General features: G+C 43.1%; 26 protein-coding genes and 1 tRNA gene. 15 read left to right on the top strand and 12 right to left on the bottom strand.

All coding sequences use genetic code 11. The features are described 5' to 3' along the window. The 4 genes from ACSFC1_RS02315 to minC are packed head-to-tail and all read right to left on the bottom strand — an operon-like array spanning position 1 to position 3,670. Positions 1-1,005 carry a M42 family metallopeptidase gene (locus ACSFC1_RS02315; protein WP_435564512.1) on the bottom strand — a complete coding sequence of 335 codons (1,005 nt, stop codon included), beginning with the start codon at positions 1,003-1,005 and terminating at the stop codon, positions 1-3. Next, on the bottom strand, positions 1,002-2,021 hold the full coding sequence (locus ACSFC1_RS02310; protein WP_435564511.1) for a M42 family metallopeptidase: 1,020 nt from the start codon (positions 2,019-2,021) through the stop codon (positions 1,002-1,004). The genes ACSFC1_RS02315 and ACSFC1_RS02310 overlap by 4 nt, the downstream gene beginning before the upstream one ends. A gap of 13 nt (positions 2,022-2,034) precedes the next feature. Next, positions 2,035-3,045, bottom strand: coding sequence for a M42 family peptidase (locus tag ACSFC1_RS02305; RefSeq protein ID WP_435564510.1), 1,011 nt, complete (start codon positions 3,043-3,045; stop codon positions 2,035-2,037). A 7-nt stretch (positions 3,046-3,052) separates the two neighbouring features. Continuing rightward, complete coding sequence (gene minC / locus ACSFC1_RS02300; RefSeq protein ID WP_435565970.1) at positions 3,053-3,670, bottom strand: septum site-determining protein MinC; 618 nt, start codon at positions 3,668-3,670, stop codon at positions 3,053-3,055. Positions 3,671-3,893: 223 nt separating this feature from the next. Between minC and ACSFC1_RS02295 the strand changes: the two genes are divergently transcribed. After that, entirely contained in the window at positions 3,894-4,607 is a 714-nt protein-coding gene (locus ACSFC1_RS02295; protein ID WP_435564509.1) for a GntR family transcriptional regulator, read from the top strand. Between the two features lie 24 nt (positions 4,608-4,631). Here ACSFC1_RS02295 and trxB read toward each other — a convergent pair whose 3' ends face one another. The 7 genes from trxB to rplI are packed head-to-tail and all read right to left on the bottom strand — an operon-like array spanning position 4,632 to position 9,484. Further along, positions 4,632-5,579: a thioredoxin-disulfide reductase gene (gene trxB, locus ACSFC1_RS02290; protein WP_435564508.1), complete on the bottom strand. Its 948-nt coding sequence runs from the start codon at positions 5,577-5,579 to the stop codon at positions 4,632-4,634. A gap of 1 nt (position 5,580) precedes the next feature. After that, the gene (gene pdo / locus ACSFC1_RS02285; RefSeq protein WP_435564507.1) at positions 5,581-6,243 is read right to left on the bottom strand and encodes a protein disulfide oxidoreductase; all 663 of its coding nucleotides are present in this window, start codon (positions 6,241-6,243) and stop codon (positions 5,581-5,583) included. A 53-nt stretch (positions 6,244-6,296) separates the two neighbouring features. Further along, positions 6,297-6,809, bottom strand: coding sequence for a hypothetical protein (locus ACSFC1_RS02280; RefSeq protein WP_435564506.1), 513 nt, complete (start codon positions 6,807-6,809; stop codon positions 6,297-6,299). Further along, complete coding sequence (locus tag ACSFC1_RS02275) at positions 6,806-7,729, bottom strand: SPFH domain-containing protein (protein ID WP_435565969.1); 924 nt, start codon at positions 7,727-7,729, stop codon at positions 6,806-6,808. The genes ACSFC1_RS02280 and ACSFC1_RS02275 overlap by 4 nt, the downstream gene beginning before the upstream one ends. After that, positions 7,729-8,178 carry an NfeD family protein gene (locus tag ACSFC1_RS02270; protein ID WP_435565968.1) on the bottom strand — a complete coding sequence of 150 codons (450 nt, stop codon included), beginning with the start codon at positions 8,176-8,178 and terminating at the stop codon, positions 7,729-7,731. Before ACSFC1_RS02270 ends, ACSFC1_RS02275 begins: the two co-directional genes overlap by 1 nt. Positions 8,179-8,183: 5 nt before the next feature. Beyond that, positions 8,184-9,023 (bottom strand): MBL fold metallo-hydrolase, encoded by an 840-nt coding sequence (locus tag ACSFC1_RS02265; protein ID WP_435565967.1) that lies wholly within the window; start codon positions 9,021-9,023, stop codon positions 8,184-8,186. Positions 9,024-9,028: 5 nt separating this feature from the next. Continuing rightward, positions 9,029-9,484 carry a 50S ribosomal protein L9 gene (rplI, locus tag ACSFC1_RS02260; protein ID WP_435564505.1) on the bottom strand — a complete coding sequence of 152 codons (456 nt, stop codon included), beginning with the start codon at positions 9,482-9,484 and terminating at the stop codon, positions 9,029-9,031. Between the two features lie 129 nt (positions 9,485-9,613). Here rplI and ACSFC1_RS02255 point away from each other — a divergent pair, with 129 nt between their 5' ends. From ACSFC1_RS02255 to ACSFC1_RS02190, 14 genes are all read left to right on the top strand, one after another. Beyond that, positions 9,614-10,684, top strand: a complete 1,071-nt coding sequence (locus ACSFC1_RS02255; protein ID WP_435564504.1) for a glycosyltransferase — start codon at positions 9,614-9,616, stop codon at positions 10,682-10,684. After that, complete coding sequence (locus ACSFC1_RS02250) at positions 10,677-11,300, top strand: glycerol-3-phosphate acyltransferase (protein WP_435564503.1); 624 nt, start codon at positions 10,677-10,679, stop codon at positions 11,298-11,300. Before ACSFC1_RS02255 ends, ACSFC1_RS02250 begins: the two co-directional genes overlap by 8 nt. Before the next feature lie 17 nt (positions 11,301-11,317). Beyond that, positions 11,318-11,545, top strand: a complete 228-nt coding sequence (locus ACSFC1_RS02245; RefSeq protein WP_435564502.1) for a DUF4911 domain-containing protein — start codon at positions 11,318-11,320, stop codon at positions 11,543-11,545. Then, complete coding sequence (locus ACSFC1_RS02240) at positions 11,532-12,020, top strand: YqeG family HAD IIIA-type phosphatase (RefSeq protein ID WP_435564501.1); 489 nt, start codon at positions 11,532-11,534, stop codon at positions 12,018-12,020. The genes ACSFC1_RS02245 and ACSFC1_RS02240 overlap by 14 nt, the downstream gene beginning before the upstream one ends. Then, entirely contained in the window at positions 12,020-13,132 is a 1,113-nt protein-coding gene (gene yqeH / locus ACSFC1_RS02235) for a ribosome biogenesis GTPase YqeH (RefSeq protein WP_435564500.1), read from the top strand. Before ACSFC1_RS02240 ends, yqeH begins: the two co-directional genes overlap by 1 nt. Then, on the top strand, positions 13,125-13,706 hold the full coding sequence (locus ACSFC1_RS02230) for a phosphate propanoyltransferase (protein WP_435564499.1): 582 nt from the start codon (positions 13,125-13,127) through the stop codon (positions 13,704-13,706). The genes yqeH and ACSFC1_RS02230 overlap by 8 nt, the downstream gene beginning before the upstream one ends. Next, positions 13,694-13,891 carry a MoaD/ThiS family protein gene (locus ACSFC1_RS02225; RefSeq protein WP_435564498.1) on the top strand — a complete coding sequence of 66 codons (198 nt, stop codon included), beginning with the start codon at positions 13,694-13,696 and terminating at the stop codon, positions 13,889-13,891. The genes ACSFC1_RS02230 and ACSFC1_RS02225 overlap by 13 nt, the downstream gene beginning before the upstream one ends. A 21-nt stretch (positions 13,892-13,912) precedes the next feature. After that, a complete protein-coding gene (locus ACSFC1_RS02220) occupies positions 13,913-15,112 on the top strand; it encodes a M20 metallopeptidase family protein (protein WP_435564497.1) in 1,200 nt (399 codons plus the stop codon). Next, positions 15,087-15,836 (top strand): YdcF family protein, encoded by a 750-nt coding sequence (locus ACSFC1_RS02215; RefSeq protein ID WP_435564496.1) that lies wholly within the window; start codon positions 15,087-15,089, stop codon positions 15,834-15,836. Before ACSFC1_RS02220 ends, ACSFC1_RS02215 begins: the two co-directional genes overlap by 26 nt. Positions 15,837-15,906: 70 nt before the next feature. Further along, positions 15,907-15,982: transfer RNA gene (locus ACSFC1_RS02210), tRNA-Thr, on the top strand. Positions 15,983-16,007: 25 nt separating this feature from the next. Continuing rightward, the gene (gene tilS, locus ACSFC1_RS02205; RefSeq protein WP_435564495.1) at positions 16,008-17,345 is read left to right on the top strand and encodes a tRNA lysidine(34) synthetase TilS; all 1,338 of its coding nucleotides are present in this window, start codon (positions 16,008-16,010) and stop codon (positions 17,343-17,345) included. Next, complete coding sequence (ftsH, locus tag ACSFC1_RS02200; protein ID WP_435564494.1) at positions 17,342-19,222, top strand: ATP-dependent zinc metalloprotease FtsH; 1,881 nt, start codon at positions 17,342-17,344, stop codon at positions 19,220-19,222. Before tilS ends, ftsH begins: the two co-directional genes overlap by 4 nt. Then, a complete protein-coding gene (locus tag ACSFC1_RS02195) occupies positions 19,179-19,580 on the top strand; it encodes a thioesterase family protein (RefSeq protein ID WP_435564493.1) in 402 nt (133 codons plus the stop codon). The genes ftsH and ACSFC1_RS02195 overlap by 44 nt, the downstream gene beginning before the upstream one ends. Further along, positions 19,564-21,018 carry a B12-binding domain-containing radical SAM protein gene (locus tag ACSFC1_RS02190; RefSeq protein ID WP_435564492.1) on the top strand — a complete coding sequence of 485 codons (1,455 nt, stop codon included), beginning with the start codon at positions 19,564-19,566 and terminating at the stop codon, positions 21,016-21,018. Before ACSFC1_RS02195 ends, ACSFC1_RS02190 begins: the two co-directional genes overlap by 17 nt. On the opposite strand, the gene ACSFC1_RS02185 is transcribed toward ACSFC1_RS02190, so the two are convergent. Next, positions 20,998-22,233: a patatin-like phospholipase family protein gene (locus ACSFC1_RS02185; RefSeq protein ID WP_435564491.1), complete on the bottom strand. Its 1,236-nt coding sequence runs from the start codon at positions 22,231-22,233 to the stop codon at positions 20,998-21,000. The two genes, ACSFC1_RS02190 and ACSFC1_RS02185, sit on opposite strands and share 21 nt — an antisense overlap. Positions 22,234-22,441: the final 208 nt, after the last annotated feature.

The following is a 22,441-nucleotide window of genomic DNA, read 5'->3' as shown; positions in this document are numbered from 1 at the left end:
TTACACTCCCTTCCCCGCGTAATTCAAAAGTAATTCCACGGCATTATGAACATCCTCCAAACAGACGATCTCACTCGGAGAGTGTACATACCTTGTTGGAATCGAAACCGTCGCAGAAGGTATTCCTGCTCTGGTTCTCTGAAGAGCTGCTGCGTTCGTGCCCCCGAAGGTGAGTACTTCCATCTGGTACGGAATCTTTTCCTGTTCTGCAATTTGAACAAGTTTCTCAACGATCTCTCTGTTGCTTATCGAAGCCCTGTCTTTGACCTTTATCGCCGGTCCCTTTCTCAAAGTCATCGAGTGTCTTTTGAAGGATTTCGGGTAATCTGAAGAGTCTGTCACATCAATTGCAATACACACATCAGGCACCAAGGAATAAGCCGCTACAGATGCACCAATCAGTCCAACCTCTTCTTGAACTGTAAAAGATCCTATGATTGTGTTGAGAGGTTTCTTGACTCTTTTGAGAACCTCAACGATCACTGCACAACCTACACGATCATCCATAGCTTTGCTTACGAGTAGATCACCGTTTGTGTAGAAATAAGAATCGTACACACCAAAAGAACCTATTGGTACTATCTTCATCGCTTCATCACGATTTCTTGCTCCTATGTCGACAAACATGTTGTCGAGATTCAAGCTGGTGAAGTTTTTCTTTCTTTCTTCTTCTGTTTCTCCTTCTACGTAGACAACACCAACAGCGTTGGGAAATCGAACCCTGTGTCCAACATAAGCATGAGGTGGTACACCACCAACGCTCTCGACCCTCAAGAAACCCCTATCATCAATATTCGTCACGACAAGACCAATTTCATCTGCATGTGCATCAAGGAGAATCTTCTTTCCACTGGAACCCGATTTCCACACCAACAAGTTTCCAACATTGTCAAATTTGTAACCATCAATGTGACCTTCCAGTTCGCGAAGCAACAGACTGTGAACCTCTTCTTCTCTGCCACTTGGACCATAAGCCTCCGTTAATTCTTTGATCAGGTCTATCATCTTGCAAATGCCTCCCCTTCTTCGAGTATTTTTCTAATCAAAAGAACCGTGTTACTGTAGTCATTCAAATCGATCATCGAGACGGGGCTGTGAATGTACCTCGAAGGAACAGAGACAACTCCAGCCGCAGTACCAGCACCTGTTCTTGCAAAACGCGCGGCATCGGTTCCACCTGCCGTTCTTCTCTTTGCTTGATGAGGTATTGAATGCTTTTGGGCAACTGCTACTATGGATTCATAAACCCTTTTATTCACCACATAACCTCTGTGCATAAAAGTTATTGCAGGACCATCTCCAAGATGAGTTGCCCATTGGTACTCTGGAAGCTCAGGATCATCACCGGCTGTGGTACCTTCTATTACTATAGCTATATCTGGGTGAATCTGTTCTACCACAACTGCGCTACCTCTGAGCCCAACTTCTTCCTGCACAACGAAGGCGAAGTAAAGATCGTCTTCGTAACGCTCGTTCATCTGTGCGATCTCCATCAAAACGGAACAACCAGCACGATCGTCAAAGGCTTTACCAACCGCTCGGTTGTTTTCTTCACTGTAAGCAGTTGTGAAAGAAACATAATCTCCAATCTTCACCAACTTTGACGCTTCCTCTTTTGATTTTGCACCAATGTAGATTCTAAGTTGATCGATCGATGGTGGTTTAAGGATTTGATCTTTCTCTTGTAGATGAATCGCTTTGTAGCCGATCGCACCGAAGATCTTTCCATTGACTCTGACAACCTTTCCGGGCATAACTTGGGTTTCAACACCACCAACTGGGGCAAAGGAAAGAGTGCCATCGTCTTCGATATTCGTTATCATGAAACCAACCTCGTCCATGTGTGCTGCCAAGACTATCTTCCTTTTGCCCTTAGTTCCCTTCTTGAAAGCTATGAGATTACCAAGGACATCTGTCTTCATATCGTCGACTTTATCTTTTATTTTCTCACTTATGAACTCTCTCACCAATCGTTCATTACCAGATACACCGTCCAACTCCGTCAGCTCTTTCAGGTACAAGATGATCCCTCCTTCATTGAATCGTTGTCGCTAAAGCCAACAGCCTTGAAGTTTCTTCAACATCCTTTGGATCCAAAATCTCTACCGGAGTGTGCATGTACATCAACGGAATCGAGATGAGAGCTGTTCTTATGCCACTTCCTGTGAGTTGCACATCGTCTGTGTCGGTTCCAGATCTACCCGGTGCCGGTTCTATTTGAGTTTTGACGTTGTTTTTCTCTGCAATTTCACGCAACTTTGACTGAAACTCCATGTCTATGACAGGACCCACACAAAGAGCGGGTCCTTCACCCATTTTGATCTGAGGTAAACTTGGTATTTTCACATCTGCGTGAGTTACATCGACAACAATTGCTCTGTCGAGTTTCAGCTCGTACGCAATCGAAACAGCCCCAGGACCTGCTACTTCTTCTTGACTTGAGAATATGAAATACACATCTTGATAGTTTCTCAACATTTTCAACAACTCTGCCGCCAAGATTAACGAAGCACATCCGGCTCTGTTGTCCATTGCCTTACCACAGAGCTTTCCGTTCATCTCAACTGGTTTTGTATCGACGAGACAGATATCCCCAACCGAAACATATTTGCCTGCCTCGCTACAAGAAAAATCGACAAAGATTCTGTCAAAACTCGGCACCTTGCTTCGGTGTTCTTCTTTCTGGAGATGTGGTGGAAGTACACCAACTATTCCTTTAGCTACACCATTCCTCGTGTAGATCTTGACTTTCTGGGCAAAGATAACCTTCGGATCAACTCCACCGATCATCTCAATCCTCGCAAAAGATCCATCTTCTATCTTCGCGATAACATACCCAATTTCATCGGCATGTGCAAAGATCCCAAGTTTTCCCTTTCCCGCGCCATCTTTCTGTGCAATCAACGTGCCCACCTTGTTGTACCATACCCTATCAACAAAAGGTTTGATCTGACTTTCTATGAACCTCAATACATCTCTTTCATAACCAGAGGGACCATCCAGGGTTGAAAGCTGTTTTATGAGTTCTTTTGCATCCAACTTCATCACTCCTCTACTGGAATTTTACATCTCTTGCCTTCTCAACGACAACTTTGTTTTCCTTCACGTGTATCACAACAGGTTCGTTGTAAGGCTCCATCTCTCTGAGTATGTGTCCAGAGATTTGAATCAAGGTGGGATATATAGACAGAGCAGCTATAACTGCTTGATCACCTTCGTTCAATCCGGCTCGCAGGATACCTTTTGCCTCGCCGAAGATTGCTATAGAACCACCCGCCATGATCTCAGAGCCAGAGTGAACATTGCCGATTACTATGACATCTCCGGGGTGTATCAGAGCCTGGCCGGATCGAAGATTCTTCTTTATGACCTTCGTCCCCGATTTCGTCTCACCCTCTTGCACCATCTTCATTCTTCCACGAACATTTATACTTTCACCCGCTGTTGCTCCCATCAGTATTTGCGACACTTCCAAGCCCATTTGCTTTATGATGGAAACTATCTTCGGCATATCCTGGGAATGTTTTTCGTTGTTCTCAATCATCAGCATGATCTTGTCACCAGTTGCAAAAAAACCACTCATTTGAGATATGCGCGATGTGAGTTGATGTGCGACTGTTTCAAAATCTTCGTAGTCCTTTATCACCAACACAAGACCTTCTTTTGTCATCTTGAAGTCAACAAAGTCAAATGCCAATACCAATCACCCCCGATGTATCATCTATGATTGTATCACGATATACACTCTTATCAGTATAGGAAAGGGCACCGTTAGTCAATTCTCGCTATGTCCGCCTTTATATTTTCTTGGCGAGCTTGCAAAAGGTTTTAGTTGTTCAGTATAGAGTATAATTAATAAACAGAAATCTTTGACATTTTTGGGAAGTGATCAGTTGATAGACAAAATGAGTGATATACCGCTTTATGTTCAGTTAAAACAGGAATTGAAAGACAAGATACTCGCTGGTCACTGGAAAGAGGAAGAAAAGATCCCTTCAGAATTTGATCTTATGAAAACCTACAAAGTCAGCAGAGCCACCGTTAGAGCGGCTATAGATAGTCTCGTTCTGGAAGGCTTTCTTGTGAAGAAACATGGAACAGGAACCTTTGTGAGGAAAATGAGGCCCTCCATCGGTTTTGAACCACTAATAAGCTTGAGTTATGCTTTGGAAACCTTGAACATTCTCTCAAAAAACGTGGTCTTGCAGAAAAAGCGCATAGACTTGGGCGAGAAACTCAAACGCAAGCTTCGATACAAAGAAACAACAGAATGCCTTTATGTTTCGAGGCTCCGCTATGTTGATGACATACCCATAGCTGTTGAAGATTCCTACCTTCACCCACAGATAGCACCGATCTTCGACGAAAAAGATCTATCAAAATCAATTGCGAAAATACTTATCAATGAAACAGATCTATCAATATCCAAGGTTGAACAAGTAGTAGTCCCTCGGTTGGCACAGGACAACGAAAGAAGACTTCTGATGATCCATAGAGAAACTCAGATTCTGTACATGCAGCGATGGATTTATGTTCAAAATCAAACTGAACCAGCTTATTACTTGGAATTGATCATGAGAAACGATCTGTCTACCTTGAGAAGATAAGTACTCATCTCTTTGAACAAATCTTCATGAAAAGTAGTTCTCGGCAGCGTGTATTGCCGCTATGGCTCCATCTGAGACTGCCGTTATTATCTGTCTCACACTCTTTTTCCTCACATCGCCTATCGCGTATACTCTGGGAAGACTTGTCTGCATCCATTCATCGGTGACTATGTAACCATTTTCATCGGTTTGTACTAAACCCTTCACCAAGTCGGAATTCGGCCTAAGGCCAATCGCAATGAAAACACCATCAACTTTCAGTCTCTTCAAATCACCTGTTACTGTATCTTTCAAGACTATTTCCTGAAGTTTGTTGTCACCTTGGAAACTCTCGACGATCTTGTTGAATTCAAATTTGATCTTTTGATTTGCAAAAGCTTTATCCTGAAGTATCTTGACTGCTCTGAGCTTATCTCGTCTGTGCACCACCGTAACTGATCTTGCTATCTTTGTCAAATACAGAGCATCATTTATGGCTGTATCTCCACCGCCTATAACGGCGACATCTCTGTCTCTGAAAAAATATCCGTCACAAGTAGCACAATACGATATACCTTTGGCTGTGAATCTTTCCTCTCCTGGAACTTGCAGTTTCTTAGGCTCTGCACCGGTTGCGATCATTACCACACCTGCGCTTATCGATTGTCCATCCTCGGTTTTCACAATTCTTTCCCCTTCATTCAGTATCAGTTCTTGTACTTGGGTGCCCAGAAACTCTGCACCAAGCAACTGTGCGTGTTCTTTCATTTTTCTTGCTAGTTCTTGCCCCTCGATCGACGGGAAACCAAGATAGTTGTCTATATAAGTAGTTAGATTGAGCTGGCCACCTTCAACTGTCTTTTCGACAACAAGCACACTCAAACCTGCTCGTTTGGCGTAAACCGCCGCCCCGAGGGCGGCTGGTCCTCCCCCTACTGTGATAACGTCATAATAGTCTCTTATTTCATCTCTTCTACCCAAATCAAACAACATCTCAGTTCTCACCAGCCGTTTTCAACAGTTCTTGAATGAAAGCATTTTCTGGATAAGCTCCTACAAAGTTGTGTTCGTCATTTACAAATGTGTGTGGAACCGAAGAGATTCCATATTTCATACTGAGTTCTGGAAATTCATTCGCTTCTATCATCTCTGCGACTATGTTGGGGTTTATCATCGCGGCACTATGTGCCATGAGCACTGCCTTTGGGCAATAAGGGCATGTTGGCGTGACAAAGACTTTTATATTCAAAGGATTCTTTATTGAACGAATGCTCTCTATCTGCTGGCTGTTGAAGAAAGGTGGTTTTCCTGTCGAAATGGCTATTATGTCTTGTATCAAGCTGGAGAACTCATGACCAGATGGGATCCCGTAAAATCTCACTCTTGTGTCATTTCCATCTTTGTCAAGCAACACAATTGCAGGTGTCAATTCAACCGCGTATTGCTGTGCTATCTCTCTGTCCTTTTTGACATGGTAAGAATACATCTCGATCTTATTGTCGATCGCAGAAAGTTCTTCGAGTACCTGTTTTGTGACGTCACAGTACTCACATTCACTTGCATCATCGACGAAGATCAAAATCTTCACTGGGTCCTTCAGTTGTTCGGAAAAGACCTTTTCCAAATACTTTGCATCCTTCTGATTTATCAATGCCATTGTTGCACCTCCCGATTTTCATCACATTAATATTCTACCATCTTGGTCGGAATTTATTCTTTTCTGTCCAGTAAAGAAGAGGTAAATCCCAAGATAGTGAGCAGAAGGCCCAAAATGAGTTTGCTCAGTTCATGGCTGGGCGAGACTCTGTTCAGAACAAGTACTGCTGTGAACAAACCCCAACAGATCAAAACAGAGGACAAGTTTCTTTTGGTAGATCTTTTCAAAAGATATGTGGTTACATACTCTTTCTTTGTGAAACCCATAGTCAGAAAGAACACCCTGAATCTCTTGTCTTCGTTTTCGAGATATACAGATAGTCTCCCTATGTGAAACAGAAAGGCAATGAGAACACAAACGAAGAAATCTCTAACACCATACTGACCAAAGGTTGATGTGTAGGTGAGCAACACTCCAAGTGTTACGAGTGCATTTATCGACGAAAAGGGAACAAGCGTCATGTTAGCCGTTCCCGAGAAATCAGCCCACACAATTGGCAGGGCAATCCCTATGCCTGTTAATGAATAGATCAACCCCATCACGAAATCCTTTAAAAACTCTTTCACCCTTCTTTTTTCTCCTCTCCCTCAGGCTCTTTCTTCAACACTTCAGCTATGCCTGCCAGACTCGACAAAATGGCAGAAGCTTCCATCGGCAAGAATATCTTTGTTGCCTTGCCGTTTGCAATCTCTTTCAATGCGTCAAGATATCTTATCGCTATGAGGTCACTCGTAGGTGCCCCCTCGTGAATCGCTTTGAAGACATTCATGATAGCCTCTGCTTGCCCCTGCGCCTCTGCGATGAGTTTGAATCTGTTTGCTTCGGCAACCTTCTTGATGGCTTCTGCTTCACCCTCAGCTCTCAGTATTGCTGCGTTTCTTTCTCCTTCAGCCTTTAGAATCTCGGCTTGTTTTACACCCTCTGCTTCGAGAATCGCTGCTCTTTTTGTTCTTTCTGCTTTCATTTGTTTACTCATCGCGTCTGTAATATCTTTGGGTGGATCGATCTTCTTTATCTCGACTCTGGTTATTCTAACACCCCATTTGTCGGTGGCATCATCGAGAACCGTTCTCAGTTTTGTGTTTATCTTCTCTCGCGACGTGAGGGTTTGATCTAATTCCAGTTCTCCGATCACGTTTCTCAAATTCGTCTGAGCGAGCTTCAAAGTCGCAAATTGAAAGTTGTTGACGTTGTACACAACTCTGTATGCATCGGTGACTTCATAGTAGATCACCGCATCGACTGTTACAACAACGTTGTCTTTTGTAATCACTTCCTGGGGAGGAACATCTATGACCATTTCTCTCAAATCAACGCGCGTCATTCTGTCGAAGAATGGTACGATAAAATGTATACCAGGTCCTGCCTCTCGGTGAAACTTTCCCAGTCTTTCTATTAATCCCCGCTGGTAGGGTCTGACTATTCTGATACCGGTTGCAGCAACTATAAGTATCAAAACGGCAATAACACCAAGGGCTATTAACATCATTCTTCACCTCCTTTGAGTTTTTCAACAATCAAATGTGCGCCATCGACCTTTATTATTCTGACCTTCTCACTTTCTGGAACGACTGAGTTGTCGCTTGAATACGCTCTCCAGATATCACCATTCACCTTTACCAAACCTGTGCCTTTGTCGTTATCGATACTTTCAACCACAGTAGCGGTTTTGCCTATTATCTCATAGATGTGTATCTTACGAGGTTCTTGTTTCGTCAAATTCTTCGTCAGGGGCCTTGTCAAGACCACTAAGATACCAGAAGCGACTATGAAAACAATGACCTGAACCAGAGTCCCAAAAACGATGCTAACTGCCGAGGCAACAAAAGCTCCTATGCCAAACCAAAGCAAGAAGAAGGTGGGTGTGAAAATCTCCGCTATCACAAAAAACACACCAAAGATCAGCCAGACCACAAATGGTTCCACAACAACCACCCCTTTCAAAGTGTGAACACCACTTCGGGGTCAACGTAGTGTATCTCGAAATTCACAGATTCTCCCAAATTCTTCAGGTATTTCTCTATTTTGCCGCTGTATCTGGAAGATATGTGATACAAGATCAATCTGCGGACATTGGCTTGGCAAGCTATTTCTATTACCTCTTCAAGTGAAGCGTGTGCATTCATCTTTCTGTCGCTGCTTTTCAGAAATGTGCATTCGTGTACCAAGATTTCACTATCTTGTGCGTCCTTTGGGTCAATGCCGAAGGTATCTCCAGATATCGTCAATATCTTTTTTTCATAGACTTCCGTGATCTCATCTGGCCCAAGAGTTCGTGAAAGCTTGCTTATTTCGTCTTCTGGGAGATCCCTGTACTCACTTTTCAACCTTCTTCGAGTCTCAATTACATTATACCCGAGACTGAAATCCTGTATCGTGTGTTTTACTCTGAATGGCACTATGTATCTTGCGAAACCGCCTGCTTGCCTCAGAAAGACTTTTTCTCCTGCCACAACAGGCAACTGGATCAGTTCAAATCTCAGATCGTTATTCGCTTTATTTATGAACTCAAGCCATTCTTCTATGGCACTATTACCCTTTGGGTAATAGACCATCAACGGCTTTTCTCTGTCACCCATCGAATTGTTGCGTGTGTTGATGATCGTCCATAAACCTGATATATGATCTATATGACCATGAGTTAGAAAGATATGCCTAATTGCGTAGATTCTGTTGGACATCGTGAGTGCAACACCTTCACCTGCGTCGAAAAGAATCCTTTCAGGTGCATAGTAAACCCAAGTTGAGTACAGAGCCTTTGAATATATTTCCAGTAACAGTACACTCACCCTTTCTCTTCGCCCAGCACCTCGATCTTGATTGTTCCTTTGACACCTCCAGGTAAATGCATTTCAACATCGTACAGTCCTACCTCTTTGATGGGTTTTTCAAGATGGATCCACTTCTTGTCTATCTCCAAGGAGGTATTCTTTGAGAGCACCTCCGAAAGACTAACCGAAGTCAATGCACCGAAGAGTTTTCCACCGCCACCAACTTTGACGTAAACTTTGTGCACTTGTCTCTGAAGAGCCTTAAGCATTTCTTCGCTCTTCTTCTTTGTTAGATCTTCTTTGCGAATCTTTGTTGTTTTCTCGTTTTCGATTCTCTTTATCTCACCTTCAGTTGCAGGTATCGCCAGTCCTCTTGGTATGAGATAATTTCTCGCATATCCATCCTTTACTTCTTTCAATTCGCCTGCTTTCCCGACACCCGCTACATCCTTCAAAAATACAACTTTCATTTTCCGACCTCCCTTCAACTTCATTATAGACTATCTTATCGATCGTTTTGAATGATCTTTTGAACAAAAGAGATTGAATTTTCGTGTTAAGATATTTTTGTAAAATGGTGCAATTTTGAGGTGAAACAAATGATTCGAGTCACTTTTGAACACCTCTTGTTGATTAGTTCTTGGATGATAGGCTGGTTGCTCTTTGCAAGAATGAAATTCTTGACAGAACAAAACTCAAGATACACACCCTTTGTTTCTGTGATCATACCAGCAAGAAACGAAGAAGTGAATTTGTCGAAGCTCTTGGCACTTTTGAAAACTCAGAGCTACAGCAACATGGAAATAATAGTGGTCAACGACAATTCCACAGACAGAACAAGGGAATTTGTTCTGCAGCACGAGGGAGTAAGGCTAATAGATCTTCTTGACGAACCGCCAAAAGGGTGGGTTGGTAAATCTTGGGCGTGCTGGAATGGCTATAAGAGTTCTAAAGGACAGATTTTGATCTTCATGGATGCAGATGTGGAACCTGATCAAAACGCGATTCAAACCTTGGTCTCTCTCTATCATGTGAAAGGGGGACTTTTGGCAGTTTGGCCCCATCAAAGGTTTGAAAGGTTTTACGAACATTTGACTTTGCCATTCAATCTTATAGTTATAGCCTCGATTGGCTCCTTTTTCATCTTCAATCGCAGACCAATCGGTGCGTACGGACCTGTCATCGTAACCAGCAGAGAAAACTATGAGAGAACAAAGGGACATTCGGCGGTCAGAGATGGAGTTCTCGAAGACATAAAACTTGGCAGGCTCTTTCTAAAACATGGTCTGAAGGTAAACAATTTTCTCGGAGGAAAAGTTGTTAGGTTTCGTATGTATCCACTTGGTATCAAACAGATGTTTGAAGGTTTTACGAAAAACATGTCGCTCGGCGCGAGATCTTCTGGAGTGCATTTTTTTCTACTCTTCTTTTGGATCGCTGGGTTGTACTCGGCAGCAGTGAACCTTTTCAACTTGAAGATGTTTTTTTATTATTTTCTCTTCGCTCTGCAACTTTTTGTGGTAGGTCGGAGAACGGGTGACTACACATTGTTGGACACTGTCTTTTATCCTATTTCTTACGGTTTCTTTCTTTTTGTATTTTTCTCATCGCTTTTCAAAGCAATTTTCCTAAGAAAGGTCACGTGGAAAGGAAGGAAGATAGATGTTTGATTTCTTGGTGATAGTTCTGCAGTTTCTCTCTGGATCTGTAATGTTTTCCTATATAATTGCCAAGAAACTGGGTGTAGATCTGTCCAAGGTCAGAGATTCAAATCCAGGTTCAACGAATCTCTGGCGTGCCAAAGGTTTCAAATGGGGAATTACTGCACTTGCTCTTGACTATTTTAAAGGAACCTTTCCACTCTTTCTGTTCATTCTGCTGGGCTTGATAAAAAATGAATACACGATAGCCGTTGCCGCTTTGGCTGGTGTGATGGGACATGCCTTCTCCCCTATGCTCAAATTCAAAGGGGGTAAGGCGGTGGCAACAACCTTTGGTGCTTGGTCTGTACTAACCAAATGGCAAGGACCAGTCATCCTTGGCACGGTGTTCAGTTTGTTCAGTCTTTTCAAGAGAAGGACGACCGTTGAAGAAGACTCTTTTAGAGTTTTGATTGGTTTTTTGGTGTTGGGTGTTTTTGTTTTCTACAAAACTTTGAGTGGTGATTTTCACGTATTAGCCTTGTATACTGGGAATTTTGCCGTTGTGAGCTACAAGCATTGGAAAGATTGGCGCAGATTTTTTCTGAAAGTTCGCACTAAACGTAAATCTTCTGGCTTATACTAATCACGGAGGTATAACTCATGGAGTATGATCTTTATCTGAGAATAAACAAAGAAGACGTACACAAATTGGGCTACATACTCGAAGCAGAAGACAACTTGGTGAATCTGAGAAAGTACGAGGACGGCCTTCTGAGAATATTAGTTCCCGGCGATCTCTTGGAAGATCTTTTGAGTTTTCTTGAAACAGTCAAAGATCATATCGATTTCGAGATAGTGAGTTGCAAGAAAAACGATGGGCGTATTTAGAAAACTGCTCCCACAGGAATTTCTGGAGGATCTTTCGTCACTTGATGTGGATAGATTTTTCAACAGCGGCAGAGATGTCTTTATCTTCGATTTCGACAACACACTTGGTTATTGGAGAAGCCAAAAGATAGAAGAGAGATTTCAACTACTTTTGAAGAAGATATTGAGTTCGAATGGCAAGATCATCATAGCGTCAAATGGCAAACCAAGGCAGATCTCCTTAGACGGCGTGGATGTGATCTGGAGGGTGAGAAAACCTTTCACAAAGAAGATAAAGGAGTCTTTGCTGAGTCAAGGTATCGATGTAAAGCGTGTTGTCTTAATAGGTGATCAGATCTTCACCGATGTCTTAGCAGGAAATCTGCTTGGAGCATACACTGTAAAGGTGAAGCCGCTGAGCAAAACTGAATTCTTTGGCACAAAGGTGCTAAGAGTTTTTGAGAGAGTGCTTTTCCTCTTTCTGAGAAAAAGGTGATGACTGTGAAATGCAAGGGCTGTGGCGCACAGATACAACACGATGATGAAAAGAAGCCAGGTTTCATACCACTTGAAGTATTCACAAGAAGAAAAGAGCAAGGTGAAGAGATACTCTGTCAAAGGTGTTTCAGAGCAAGACACTATGGAAAATTGGAGCCAGTCATAATTTCGAAGAGTTTCACCAACTCTCTTTTGAAGATTGTCAAAGATTTCGAGGTAATCGTTTGGGTTGTGGACATAACAGATTTCGAGGGCAGTCATGAGCCAGTACTATCTGAGATTCTGAAAGATTCCAGAAAGATACTCGTCGTGAACAAGATCGATCTTCTACCAAGAGCTGTGACGATACAAGAGATTGAAAATTGGAGTCTGCAGAGAGTTCAAGACGAACGAATCGAGGGAATCTATTTGACCAGTACACTCAGAAAATATGGTATCAGAAGACTTGCCACGAGGTTGAGCGATTTCAACAGAATACTCTTTGTGGGTGTGACGAATGTTGGAAAATCATCTCTTGTACATGCTTTGACGGGTGCAGACATCAGTATCACACCATTTCCTGGAACTACACTTGGTCTGATAAGCGCCAAAATGAATAAAACTGTTATATACGATTCTCCAGGAATTCTGACAAAGCACCGCGTGATCGATCTGTTACCCCCTAATTGCCAAAAACAGATTGTCGCTGAGAAGCACTTGAGTAGAAAGACCTTCAAACCACAGAGAGATACAGTTATCTTTCTGGGTGGAATGTGCAAGCTACAGATTATTTTCTCTACGGAACTCGCACCGATCTTTCAGATCTTCGCAAGCGAAGGTGTGAAGTTTCACTTGACCAATTCTGAAAAAGCCGATGATCTGTGGAAAAGACAATATGGAAGGTTGTTAGTTCCACCTTGTAAACCGAAAGAACCATCTTTTGAATCTCTCAAGTGGAGTGAAAGGGAGTTCGAACTGACTGCAGGAGAAGAGTTAGCAATAGCCGGATTGGGATGGCTCAGTGTGAGAAGGGGTCCTGTTAAAATCAGAGCGGCTGTGCCAGATCAAATAATCGTTCAGAAGAGAACGGCACTGATAAATCCTTACAGAGGAGGTATGGCAGATGAATAGAAAAGAACCAGGCATAGTAGTTGGTGTGAGCAACAGACATGTGCATCTCTCGAGAGAGGACCTTGATCTGTTGTTCGGCAAAGGTTACGAGCTCAAACCCATCAAAGACCTCGGTCAACCAGGACAATACGCAGCAGACGAGAAGGTCATCATCGTAGGTCCAAAAGGTGCGATCGAACAGGTGAGGGTGCTTGGACCTGTGAGAAATCAAACGCAGATTGAGATCTCAAAGACCGATGCTTTCAAATTAGGTGTCAACCCACCTGTGAGAGACTCTGGTGATATAGAGGCTACACCCGGGATAGTCATCGTTGGGCCAAAAGGAACAGTTATAAAGAACAAGGGAGTCATAATCGCAAAAAGGCATATTCACATGCACCCAAAAGACGCAGAACACTACGGTGTCAAGGACAAAGATATCGTAAAAGTCATATGCGAAAAAGAGGGCAGAAAACTTATATTCGATGATGTTTTGATAAGAGTCAGCGAGAAATTTGCTTTGGAATTTCATGTTGACACCGACGAGGCAAATGCCGCGCTTTTGAACAACGGTGATCTGGTGTGGATCATATAACTGTACTTTATCAAGGGAAAATCTATGAATTTGAAAGGTCACTGACAGTTAAAGAGATCTTGAAGAAACTCGGCTTGAATTCCGAAGAACATGTGGTGGTTGTTGACGATGAAATATACACTGAAGACAGAATAGTGAAAACTGGTTCAAGAGTGGTGATACACAAAGTGACCTCTGCCGGCTGAAGATCTTTCAGGAGGGTTAAGATGATAAGCGAAGAAGTTCTTTCTTTAAGAGATGAACTCACCTATCTGAGAAGGGATTTTCACACGTATCCTGAGGTGGGTTTTGAGTTGCACAGAACCTCAAGAAAGGTTCAGGAATATTTGGAAGGCTTAGGTTTGCACGTTGAAAGAGTTGCAAAGACCGGTGTTGTAGCTCTTTTGGAAGGTGCTAAGCCTGGAAGAACGATAATGATCAGGGCAGATATGGACGCTTTGCCCTTGCAAGAGCTGAACGAAGTGCCGTATCGTTCGAAAATAGATGGTGCGATGCACGCCTGCGGCCATGACGGGCATACGGCTATGCTGCTCGTTGCCGCCAAGATCTTGAAATCTCATCAAAGTGAGCTATGCGGGAATGTAAAGTTCGTCTTTCAGCCTTCCGAAGAGAAGTTCCCTCCTGGTGGAGCTTTACCTATGATCGAAGAAGGTGTTCTTGAAAAACCAAAGGTAGACTTCGCTTTTGGGATTCATTTATGGACACCTCTTGAGTGTGGAAAGATAGGTCTGAGATCGGGTGCACTCATGGCTGCTGCAGATGAATTCAGAATTGTGCTCAAGGGCAAGGGTGGACATGGTGCGCTTCCTCATCAGTGTAGAGATCCAATCGTTGCTGCCGCGCAATTGATAATGGCATTGCAGACAGTTGTGAGTAGAAAGATAGATCCATTGAAAGGTGCTGTGATCAGTGTTGGCAAGGTTGAGTCAGGCACTGCCTTTAACATCATTCCTGAAAAAGCAATCATTGAGGGTACAAGCAGATCATTGGATGAAGAGGTTCGAAGGACAATCAGAGAACAGATACAAAAGATCACACAGGGTATAGCTGTTGCAAACGAGATAGACTATGAAATCGATCACAAAAATGGAACGGCAGTTCTTTTCAACGACGAGAGATTGACTGGTTTTGTCAGAAAGGTTGCACAGAGGATTGTAGGGGCAGAAAACGTGATAGAAGTACCACCCACAATGGGCGGCGAAGATATGTCCTTCTTCCTGCAAAGAGTGCCTGGCGTTTTCTACTTTATCGGTGCTTCCAATCCCGATAAGGGCATCGACAAACCCCACCATTCACCTTATTTTGACATAGACGAAGAATCTCTGCTTATAGGTGCTCAAATGCATGTTGAAGTAGCACTTGAGTTGTTGAGGGATGATAATGGTTGTTTTTCAGAAGATCGCTGAAGGCTTTGTCTTGCCACCAGGCGTCTTTGTAACACTCTTTCTGGTAGCGGCGTTGTTTGCAGTGAAAAGACAGAAAAAACTGTCTTTTGTGAGTTTCATTTTGGCTTTTGTTTTCTACTTTCTCAGCACCGGCATAGGAGTTTTGTTCTTGCTCAATCCGATCGAAAAGATCAGCATCTCTTGTGATCAAGAAGTGGCAGATGCCGTGGTTGTACTCGGCGGAGGAGTTGTGAAAACACCATATGGTTATGAACTTTCCCTTCACACCGCATCGAGGTTGTTAAAGGGTTTAGAGATGGCAAAACTTAGGAATTTGCCACTGATCATAACAGGTGGCAAGATACCTCAGACAGATCGTGTGCCAGAAGCCGAGGTGATGAAAGAAAAAGCCCTGAAACTGGGATTTGACGATAAAGATATCATCGTTGAATCCACCGCAAGAACGACATACGAGAACGCCTTGAGAACCCTTGAGATAATCAGAGAGCATGGTTTTGAAAAGGTACTCCTTGTGACTTCGGCAATTCATATGAAAAGAGCAATCTACTCTTTCAAAAGCGTTGGCGTGCAGGTAATACCTTGTCCATCAAACTACTTGTACGATCACGCAGAGTTCAAATGGATCGATTTTGTACCCAACAGAGATGCCCTTGATGCCAATTTGGCAGCGATTCATGAGATCTTCGGAATTATCTGGTACAAGTTGATCGATCTGCTGAGGTGAGTTTGAGCAATCGAGCTTGATTTTTCAGAAGCATCTCTGTATAATTTTATTGCAAAAGATCTTTCGGCGAGCCAGCGTAGCTCAACCGGCAGAGCGGCGCATTCGTAATGCGTAGGTTGGGGGTTCGAGTCCCTTCGCTGGCTCCATATTTTTTCATCAGAAGGTGTTGTTGTGCCCCTTGATGAACTTGAAGTCCAGGTGTTCAAATTCATTGAAAACCACCGGTTGATCTCTCCCAGCTCTAAAGTCTTGGTTGCTATTTCCGGTGGAATAGACTCTATGAGCCTTTTGCACGTACTCTTGAAACTTCAAAGATTTCTTCATATCGAGATCGTTGCAGCTCATATGAATCATCTCATTCGCTCTAACGCGTTCAGAGATGAGGAATTCGTTAGAGAACTCTGTGTTACTCTTGGTATAGAACTTCACGTTGAGAGAGTAGATGTTCCAAGTTTTTGTGCACAGAGAAAGGTTGGTATAGAAGAAGGCGCAAGAATCTTGCGATACGATTTTCTTGAAAGGACAAGAGAGAAAAGCGGCTGTGATTGCATTGCACTTGGTCACAACTTGAATGACCTTGCCGAAACAATTTTATACAGGATGATCAGAGGAACTAGCTTGACGGGCTTGGTTTGTATGTTGCCAAAAGATGGTCATAAGGTTAGACCTTTTCTGTATCTCAAAAGAGATCAAATAGAAGCATACGCGATGAGAAATCAAATACCACACATTGAAGATGAATCCAACTTCGATGTTACCTATGCCAGAAATTACATAAGACACAAGATAATGCCTGCTGTCAGGGCTTTAAACGAAGATGTGGAAAGCACACTCAAACAGGTTCATTTTTCGGCTATCCTGTTTTCAAGGCATGCATGTCAGATTAGAGAAAGGTTCAAAGACAGACTGTGCCATTTCAAGAACAGAGTTATTTTCAGTTCACAGGGAATGGACGAGCTGGAGATCGTAGAGATGCTCAAATTTTGTGTAGAAGAGTATCAGTGTCAGCTTGGCTATCGGCAAATAGAACAGATCGTATCAAAGCTGAAAGAGAGTTCATGGACGATAGATGTATCAGACACGGTAAAAGTGAAAAAGGGTTTTGAGTTCTTCAGTGTTGAAAGGATTAATCGACCAGTTCAGAAAATGATACTCTCTAATGAAGGCGTATACGAATTCAACCAGTGGCTCTTTGAACTATCGAAAGATGTCAAGTCAGATCGTCATGTATTCATCAACGCACGTCAAACGACGATTAGAACTCGCAAGAAAGGTGACAGGATCTCTACAACGAAATTGAAAGATCTCTTTATAGAGGCTAAGATTCCACATTTTCTCAGAGACGAAATGCCTTTGGTTTGTGTCGGCGACGAAGTCATTTGGGTTCCATACGTCTATCTAAACAATAGTTTCAAAGAAAAGAAAAAGGATCTTCTTGTTTTGAATTTGCTGAATGATCCATACAGTTGTATACTTAAAGAGAGAAGTGAAAGGAGGAAAGTGATTTGAACGGAAATCGTCCAAATTATATATCGCTGATATTCGCAGCGCTTGTGATACTCTCGCTTTTCTGGTTGGTCAGATCTTTTTATTTCGAGAGCTCAGCTCCATCAAAGATGAGCTTCAGTGACTTCATACAAATGGCATACGAAGAACCAACTAAGATCGCTGAAGTTGTAGTGAGAGACGACGGGATGCTCAGAGTGACAACCAAGCGAGGAGAATACTACGAGATATATGCACCTTGGTTTCCCCAAGATTCTCAGACGATCAAAGTTTTGAGTGAAAAGGGAGTAAGAGTCACAGGAGAAAAGGGAGTGAGTAGTTCCTTCTGGGTCAACATAATCGGAAATGTTCTGTTCATAGGTTTCCTGTTGTTCATGTTTTTCTTCATGATGCGCACAGTCTCTGGCAGAAACAACCAAGCTTTTACCTTTACCAAGAGCAGGGCACAGATGAGTAAACCCGGTCAAGGTCGCGTTACCTTTAACGATGTCGCTGGTGTAGATGAGGCGATAGAAGAACTGAAGGAAACCGTTTTGTTTTTGAAAGATCCCAATCGCTTTGCTAAGATTGGTGCAAGGATGCCTAAAGGTATTCTTTTGGTTGGACCACCTGGTACCGGTAAGACGCTTTTGGCAAGGGCTGTCGCAGGCGAAGCAAATGTCCCATTCTTTCACATCAGTGGCTCCGATTTCGTAGAACTTTTTGTCGGTGTCGGTGCTGCAAGGGTTCGTGACCTCTTTGGTCAGGCAAAGGCAAATGCTCCTTGTATTGTTTTCATAGACGAAATCGATGCCGTAGGAAGACACAGAGGTGCGGGACTTGGTGGAGGCCACGATGAACGCGAACAGACCCTAAACCAGTTGCTCGTGGAGATGGATGGATTTGACATCAGGCAAGGTATTGTGGTGATGGCTGCAACCAACAGACCTGATATACTTGACCCCGCATTGTTGCGTCCTGGGAGATTCGACAAGAAGGTTGTTTTGGACACCCCAGATGTAAAGGGCAGAGAAGCAATACTCAAGATTCACATCAGGAATAAACCACTTGGTGATGACGTGGATGTAAAAGTCTTGGCACAGCGTACAACGGGGTTCGTTGGGGCAGACCTTGAAAATCTGGTGAATGAAGCAGCATTGCTTGCTGCAAGAGATGGCAGAGATAAGATAAAGATGGCAGATTTTGAAGAAGCTATTGATAGAGTTATAGCTGGACCAGCAAGAAAATCTCGTGTGATCAGTCCAAAAGAAAAACGTGTAGTCGCTTATCACGAAGTCGGACATGCAATCGTTTCGAGTTTGCTTCCAAATGCCGACCCTGTTCACAGAATCTCGATCATTCCAAGAGGTTACAGAGCCCTTGGATACACGCTCCAGTTGCCCTCAGAAGACCGTTACTTAGTGACGAAACAGGAACTGTTGGATCAAATCACAAGCCTTTTGGGCGGAAGAGCCGCGGAAGAACTTATATTCCAAGAAGTCACAACAGGTGCTGCATCAGACATAGAGAGAGCAACCGAACTTGCCCGCAGAATGGTTTGCCAGTTTGGTATGAGCGAAAGGTTAGGACCACTGTCGTGGGGTAAGACGGAACAAGAGATATTCTTGGGTAAAGAACTGACGAGGATGAGAAACTACAGCGAAGATGTGGCGAGTGAGATCGATGAAGAAGTTAGAAAGATCGTCACCGAATGCTATGATAAAGCAAAAGAACTATTAACGAAGTATCACGCACAGCTTGATAAATTGGTCGAGTTGCTCTTGGAACGTGAGGTTCTTGAAGGTGAGGAGCTCAGGAGGATCTTGAAAAGCGAACTGGGGGAGGAAATGATGAACCATGATGAACTTGGAGCAGCTTCGAGGAAAGAGCAGAACAGTTGATGTAGTAGTCGAAGAATCCTGTCATTGGGATGAAGATCAAGAAATGAGATTACTCTCCTTTGCAAGCACCTCTGGACTGAGTGCCTTGGTTTTTCACGTTGCTTACGATCTCATTCAACCCCTTTTGGATGAATCACATATCTCCGTTGTAATCGAAGCAAATATCAGGCACCTCTTGCCTGTACACCTCTCGGAGCGAGTTGCAGTTGGTGTAAAAGTAATCGATGTCACAGACAACAAAATCAAGCTACGTGGGATCGTGATGAAGGGCGAATCTAAGATTTTAGAGATGGAGTTTGTCAGAGCAGTTGTTTCAAGAAACTACCTCAGGAGGACCTCTGTTGAGAAGTCCTCGTGACAAAAGGTCTTTCGATGAATTTCAGACCATTAAACAACTCAAATCAAGCGAAAGAACAGTAGAAGAAATTGATCTTGAGGGCGACCTAAGGGTTGCCCTCATTTTTCCCAACACCTATGAAGTCGCATCTTCATCCCTTGGTTTCAATCTGGTCTGGAAGCTTTTCAATAGATTGCACAGAGTGAGATGTGAAAGGTTTTTCATTCAAAGAGGTTTTCAGAAATTCTACTCACTTGACAGTCTCACACCGCTTGATGAATTTTCCATCTGGGCTTTCGCTATGAACTTTGAGAACGATCTAATGAATGTTCTTTGGCTGCTCAACAAAAAAGGCATACCGCTTTTCAATACAGAAAGGAGACGTTTTGATCCTCTTATCATCTTTGGAGGCGCTCTCACGTACACCGATCTCCCAATATTCAAGACCATAGCCGATGTTGTTCTGCACGGTGATTTTGAAGCGATGTTGCAAGATCTCGATGAAGTCTTTGTATGTCAAGATCGAGAAAAAATATTAGAGAAAATCTCGCAGATAGACTTTGCAACAGTCCCCACAAGACGGAAAACTGCAACGAAAAACGCGTTTTTTCAAGACATCAATCTGTTAGTTCCCATGAATCCGGTGATTTCAACGAAAGGTGAATTTTCAGACAGAATGCTTATTGAGATAGAACGCGGTTGTCTTTGGAACTGCAGTTTTTGCATGATGGGTGCGTTGAAAAAACCTGTGAGGTTTGTTGAACCTCAAGTTTTGAAGAACATGCTGCAGAACTTTAGGTTCGTTGGGTTAATTGCATCCAATGTGACAGACTATCCTTGGCTTGATCAGTTATTACCTTGGTTTGAGGAAAAAAAGATAAAGGTTTCCTTCTCATCACTCAGACTCGACAGACTCAACGAGAGATTCCTGAAGTTTCTCAGGTTGAATCAACAGAGTCTTACGATAGCGCCGGAGTCATTCAACGAAAAGATACGAATGAAACTCGAAAAGAGATTCACAAACCAACAGATAGAAGATGCCCTACTGCTGGGTAAGAAGGTTGGTTTTGATTCAATCAAGTTGTACATGATATATGGTTTCGAAGAAGAGACCGAAGAAGACTTCAAGCAAATCTCAGAGTATGCCAAACAGATGAAGAAGATGGGATACAAGCAGGTGAAGTTTTCCTTCAACCCCCTCGTGCCCAAGCGTGGCACAAAGATGCAATCTTCAAGAATGCAAGACATAGATCTTCTCAAGAAAAAGGCAAGAATCATCAAGAAATTCATTGGTGAAAATGCAAAGGTTGTTTTCGAGGACATCGGGTCATCTTACATACAGTTTTTGATAAACAGCGCCACTGAGAGCAATTCTTTCGAGCTTTTGAGAAAACTCTCGGAGTATGCAATCTTCGGAGAGTATCGATCGACAAAATCTCTACTGGATCAAGTCCTCTAAACCCTTTTTCTTGCTGTTCTTGTATAGAAAGATCAGAAAATCTATCAGCCTCTGGTATTTAGTTTTGTATCTGAGGTTTTCAAGAAAACCTACTGGTGAAGATGCGTGAACGATCGCTCCAAGCAATTCATGGCTACTGTACAGTCTAAGCCTTTCCACTTTGAGAAACCGTGCGACATCTTCGAGCAACTTTCTACTAACGACCTGCGGTTGGGCAAAAAAGGAGAGTGTTTCCAACCTCAGTCGAGGCAAGATGTATTCCTCATACTGAACTTTCACAGGTAAGGCAGATGGCATATGAATTCCGAGTAATGAGGCCGCTATGTCTCTTTCAACACTTCCCATTTTGGTAAAGAGCTCCCAAATCAAGTCGATATCGTCACTGATGTAGTAATGATCACCAAAGATCTTGCCGAAATGAGCAAGTGTGTCGAGATAGCCCTCGGTCATGTACTTTTTCAACACCTCTGGATCAAAATTCAGAAGACTTCCAAAGTGTTCTCTTGGTCTTATGTACTCTATCTTCCCTTGACTGCTGAAGATCTTTATGTACTCAAGTATATCAGCGATGCCAACCGTACCTATGTCAACCACAACAATGTTCTCGTAACCCTTTTCGACAGCCATTTTGAGTGGTATATTGCTATACACCCCACCATCGATGAAGAGCTTACCACCAATTTCTTCTCGCTTGAAAAGTGGAAAGTTAGCGCTTGAGAGTATGTAATCAGCCAACATACCGTATGGTATATCCTCAATGTAGAGCATATAGGGTTTCAGTTCGGAGATGGAATAGGCAACCAAACCGTAGTGAACCTTGGAAGCCCGTATCTTGTCTTCTGGCAGAAGTTCTCTCAGTTTTTGGCGCAGAGGAGTCACATCAACGCCACCTTCACTTATCAGTTGTTTGGCTGCGTCTATTGCCTCTGGTACACTGAGGTCTTTGAATCTACCACTGAGGATCTTCTGCACACTCTCTGGTATGTTCATGACGTCTTCAAAGGTTACCTCAAGCCAGCTCTTTTCTGCGAATTCGAGATCTCCGAGTGCGACCATGGCACCGTTTATCGCACCTACTGAGGTACCATAGACGCCCGCGATGCTGAAGCCAAGTTCATTCAACGCCTTCCAAACACCTATTTGGTATGCACCTCTCGCACCACCGCCAGAAAGGACCAAGGCTATACTCGTCGCCGCAGCCAAAAAAGTACTCACGTCTCTCACCCAAGTTGATTATAAACTCTGTTGTTTCAAGAAACAGCAAACTACTCTTGAAACGTAACAACATTCTCGTGTCTTTAGACATGAGTAACTTATACGTGTCAAAACAGATGATAGCATAAGCGTTTTCCAACTTGATTTATTCTGTGATTTATGTTACAATAAATACGTAGGGTTGGGACGATCCGAGCCTAATAGACTG

This window comes from Pseudothermotoga sp. U03pept (genome assembly GCF_051235805.1).
Classification (GTDB): domain Bacteria; phylum Thermotogota; class Thermotogae; order Thermotogales; family DSM-5069; genus Pseudothermotoga_B.
The sequence above is the reverse complement of the archived record's forward strand: the minus strand, read 5'-3'. Positions and strand labels throughout refer to the sequence as shown.